Below are 4136 nucleotides of genomic sequence, written 5' to 3' on the forward strand. Positions count from 1 at the left end.
CCGGTGGGGCCAGTATCTCCCGTTGGGCCGGTGGGGCCAGTATCTCCCGTTGGGCCGGTGGGGCCAGTAGCTCCCGTTGGGCCGGTGGGGCCAGTATCTCCCGTGGGGCCGATGGGGCCAGTATCCCCCGTTGGGCCGGTGGGGCCAGTATCTCCCGTGGGGCCGGTGGGGCCAGTATCTCCCGTTGGGCCGGTGGGGCCAGTATCTCCCGTGGGGCCGGTGGGGCCAGTATCCCCCGTTGGGCCGGTGGGGCCAGTATCTCCCGTGGGGCCGATGGGGCCAGTATCCCCCGTTGGGCCGGTGGGGCCAGTATCTCCCGTGGGGCCGGTGGGGCCAGTATCTCCCGTTGGGCCGGTGGGGCCAGTAGCTCCCGTGGGGCCGGTGGGGCCAGTATCTCCCGTGGGGCCAGTAGGTCCAGTATCTCCCGTTGGACCGGTGGGGCCAGTATCTCCCGTGGGGCCGATGGGGCCAGTATCTCCCGTGGGGCCGGTGGGGCCGGTATCTCCTGTTGGGCCGGTGGGGCCAGTAGCTCCAGTGGGGCCTGTTGGACCAGTATCTCCTGTCGGGCCGGTTAGTCCTGCTGCTCCTGTTGGGCCGGTGGGGCCGGTATCTCCCGTTGGCCCAGTTGGGCCGGTAGCTCCTGTCGGGCCGGTTGAAACAATATCATCTTGAACCACAACCAATGTTCCCTTCAATGGAACTATTAGAGAAAAGAATACAGTCGCTGTACTGGTATTTACAAGAGATACAGTAACTGGAGCTGCAATTACATCAACAATCCCAATTCCATAAACCTCTCCTGTTTTTATCGGTGAATTACCTTCCAGAAAATCTCCCTGTGAGGACGATAATGCAAAGGATGTCCCATTTGTCGATTGAGAAGATTGTGTTGCCAGCCACCAGTCGAGCACGTATCTGCCAGCCTCATTGAATGTAATTACCCCTGTGGCTGGATTGTAAGATATGGTTCCGGATGAATAGACTATAGTGTCAAAAAGGACATTGGCACCTGCAGCTACCGTTGTAGCTGTATTTAGTTCTATTTGCAAAGCATTATTAGCCATAAAAAAATCCTCCCATTTCTATATTTCAAGGCGCATCAGTCTGATAACGCCTATTAGTAATATATGTTGTGACAAGAATATTCGATACTGAAGTTTTTCTTTACTTCTAACTCCAAAATATACTTTTGTATTTGCCTAAAATAAACCTACTTATATCCTTATATTTTTCATTTGCCTTTTTATAAGTGAGCTTAGAACCACATACTTTTCATTATACCGACAGTTACTTTGGTCCACTTTTCCTTGTAAATAGACTATCTTTTTGTCGATTATAATTTATACTGGATTGTATTATTCCAGCTCAATATCAGAGTGTCCTCAATAGTGATCCAGCCTGGTGTTTATAGCATAACTATGCAAATATCAATATGCTTACCCTATATACCACTAAGCAATATAGCTTATCATTGGAAATAAATCAAAAAGGAGATTGACAAAGTAGAAGTCTACTTATATAATATTAGATAGAAATCAACCTAATTGAAAGGAGTGGATAAAATGAATATAAATCGGCTACCGCCTCACGATTTTTATATTAAGAACATCGCACATGTGTTGCGCTATAAAAATGATCAAAGATTGGCGGCATACGATATTACCGAGCCGCAAGTACGCCTTTTGGGACACATAGACGGAGCACACAAATCCAATCAAGAAATCAACCGCAGATATTTAAGCATGGCCATGCAAATATCCGGTCCGTCCGTGACAAGTTTACTCAACAGTCTGGAAAGAAATGGTTTTATAATACGCCGCTCTGGTAATGAAGATGGCAGGACGATATCCATTGAACTTACTGAGAAATCCCAAAAACTTCTTAGTGAAATGTCTGGTATTCTTAGCGAAATAACCGATGAAATGTTAACTGGATTTTCCGAGGAAGAAAAAACTATTTATTTGAATTTTTTAAAACGGACTTTTGAAAATTTAGGAGTAGAATCACATATATAAACCTTGTTTTATTTTACAAAAATAGGTAGAACTTTACTTAATCACATTAACCTGTTTACAGAGAGTAAATAAAAGCTGTCAGCAAATAGGTAGAAATCAACTTATATTTAACGGAGGTGTTCCACATGGAAAACAAAGACGCAATGTACTATCTTGAAAAAGCACCAGTACCAAAAGCTATCGCACATATGGCTATTCCCATGATTTTAGGTATGGTTGTCAATATGATTTACAATATTACAGATGCTTATTTTATTGGAAGGTTGAACAACACATCCATGTTAGCGTCAATTACGCTTGCTCTGCCGTTTACAACTATTCTCATGGCACTGGGAGAATTATTTGGTACAGGTGGCAGCACATATATTTCAAGATTATTAGGAGAGAAAAAATTAGATTGTGTAAAAATAGTTTCGTCTGTAACTTTGTATCTGTCATTAATTTCGGGACTTTTGTTTATGCTGCTTTGTATTCCATTCTTATCCCCCATATTAAAACTGCTGGGTGCTACAGGAGAAACACTGCTGCATACACGTTCTTATATTATTGCATATACAATTGGAAGTCCGTTTGTAGTTGCTAATTTTACACTCGCCCAAATGGTTAGGGGCGAAGGTGCGTCCACCGAATCGATGATCGGAATGATCATCAGCGTTGTTATAAATATCATACTTGACCCGATATTTATTTTTTTCTTTCACCTGGATGTAATGGGGGCTTCAGTTGCCACTGTTATTGGTAATATCTGCGCCGTTGTTTACTATATGTACTATCTGGAGAAGAAAAGTCCGGCTCAAAGCGTTCGTTTAAAATATTTTAAACCAAATCCAACTATCCTTTTTAATATCTTTAAGATTGGAATATCTGCTCTGCTGCTGTCTGGATTTTTAATTATTTCAAGTCTGATGTTTAATAACTATGCAGTCTTATATGGTGACCACGTGGTTGCAGCATTTGGAGTAGCTAATCGTGTATGTCAGATATCTGATTTTATCGGCATGGGTATATATATGGGTGTTGTTCCGCTAATTGCATTTTCTTATGCCTCAAACAATGTTGAACGATTAAATAAAGTGTTGAAAACAACAGCATTTTATCTTGTTACAATTATTTCTGTGTTTGCCGCTGTTTTGTTTGTGTTCCGGACACAGGTCCTTGAACTTTTTAGCTCCGATGAATCCGTGATAAAAGTCGGTGTTATTATTCTTACAGCATTATTACTTTCCACCTTATTTGCAGGTATATCGGGACTTTTAACGAGTATGTTTCAAGCATTCGGAAAAAGCATTCAATCTACTATAATGTCTGTATCCAGAGGCATTGCACTGATTCCCATTATCATTATTGGAAATAGTTTGTTTCAGCTAAATGGTGTAATATGGTCTATGACTGTTTCTGAAATATGTGCCTGTTTCATTGGCCTTCTCCTGTGGGTCGGCTCTAAAAAAGAAATTTTGAGCGTTAATTCGAAAGAATGTGTAACCAGGTAAACTTATCATTATAATCAGGTGGAAATCAATTAATTAGGTGGTTTTAACTATAAAACAAATCCTGTGTAATTATTTAATATGACCGGTATCCGAAGATACCGGCCATAGTTTATCAGCTTAACAGAATTGCATTAAATTGTGATCCTACACCAGGTGCCAAAGTCATTGTCAATGGTACGGCAGAGTTGTTCCTTAAAGTCAGCACATCTCCTGCTGCAAGCGTAAGCATTGCGGTCCCTGATATTTCCCCAACAGCAACAAGAGCAGTAACATTAGTTGATGCATCTGGGGTTCCGTTTACTGCAATTGCAATAGCGGAACCTACGCCAGCCGTAATATCGATATAATAATCAATCTGATAAGTTCCGGCGGTCGGTACTGTTATCGTAGTTGTGCCAGCAGTATGAGTTATTCCTGCTAATGGTCCATTATTGCTGTACGGTACATCTGCACCACCCACTACGGTTGCATCAGCTAAAGTTGCAAGTTCATAAGCATATCCGAATGTTGTAACACCCGCAGCTGGGCCGGTATCTCCTGTCGGACCTGTTGGGCCGGTATCTCCTGTCGGACCTGTTGGGCCGGTATCTCCTGTCGGGCCTGTCGGGCCGGTATCTCCTGTCGGACCTGT

At 43.0% G+C, this 4136-nt stretch carries 4 protein-coding genes; 2 read left to right on the plus strand and 2 right to left on the minus strand.

Annotation, left to right across the window (positions count from 1 at the left end):
* Nucleotides 1-1064 (minus strand): collagen-like domain-containing protein (locus ABS301_RS16825; RefSeq protein ID WP_349673330.1); only part of this gene is annotated, 1064 nt, incomplete at its 3' end.
* Between the two features lie 498 nt (nucleotides 1065-1562).
* Here ABS301_RS16825 and ABS301_RS16830 point away from each other — a divergent pair.
* Both ABS301_RS16830 and ABS301_RS16835 read left to right on the plus strand, forming a co-directional pair.
* The gene (locus ABS301_RS16830) at nucleotides 1563-2015 is read left to right on the plus strand and encodes a MarR family winged helix-turn-helix transcriptional regulator (protein WP_349673331.1); all 453 of its coding nucleotides are present in this window, start codon (nucleotides 1563-1565) and stop codon (nucleotides 2013-2015) included.
* 125 nt (nucleotides 2016-2140) lie between these two features.
* Complete coding sequence (locus tag ABS301_RS16835) at nucleotides 2141-3505, plus strand: MATE family efflux transporter (RefSeq protein WP_349673332.1); 1365 nt, start codon at nucleotides 2141-2143, stop codon at nucleotides 3503-3505.
* 112 nt (nucleotides 3506-3617) lie between these two features.
* On the opposite strand, the gene ABS301_RS16840 is transcribed toward ABS301_RS16835, so the two are convergent.
* On the minus strand, nucleotides 3618-4136 hold a 519-nt coding region (locus tag ABS301_RS16840; RefSeq protein ID WP_502877975.1), incomplete at its 5' end, for a BclA C-terminal domain-containing protein.

The sequence above is a fragment of the Lacrimispora sp. genome (genome assembly GCF_031982545.1).
GTDB lineage: Bacteria > Bacillota > Clostridia > Lachnospirales > Lachnospiraceae > Lacrimispora.

Coding starts and splice junctions, on each gene's coding strand:
- ABS301_RS16835 (WP_349673332.1), top strand. CDS start 2,141: ATGGAAAACAAAGACGCAATGTACTATCTTGAAAAAGCACCAGTACCA.
- ABS301_RS16830 (WP_349673331.1), top strand. CDS start 1,563: ATGAATATAAATCGGCTACCGCCTCACGATTTTTATATTAAGAACATC.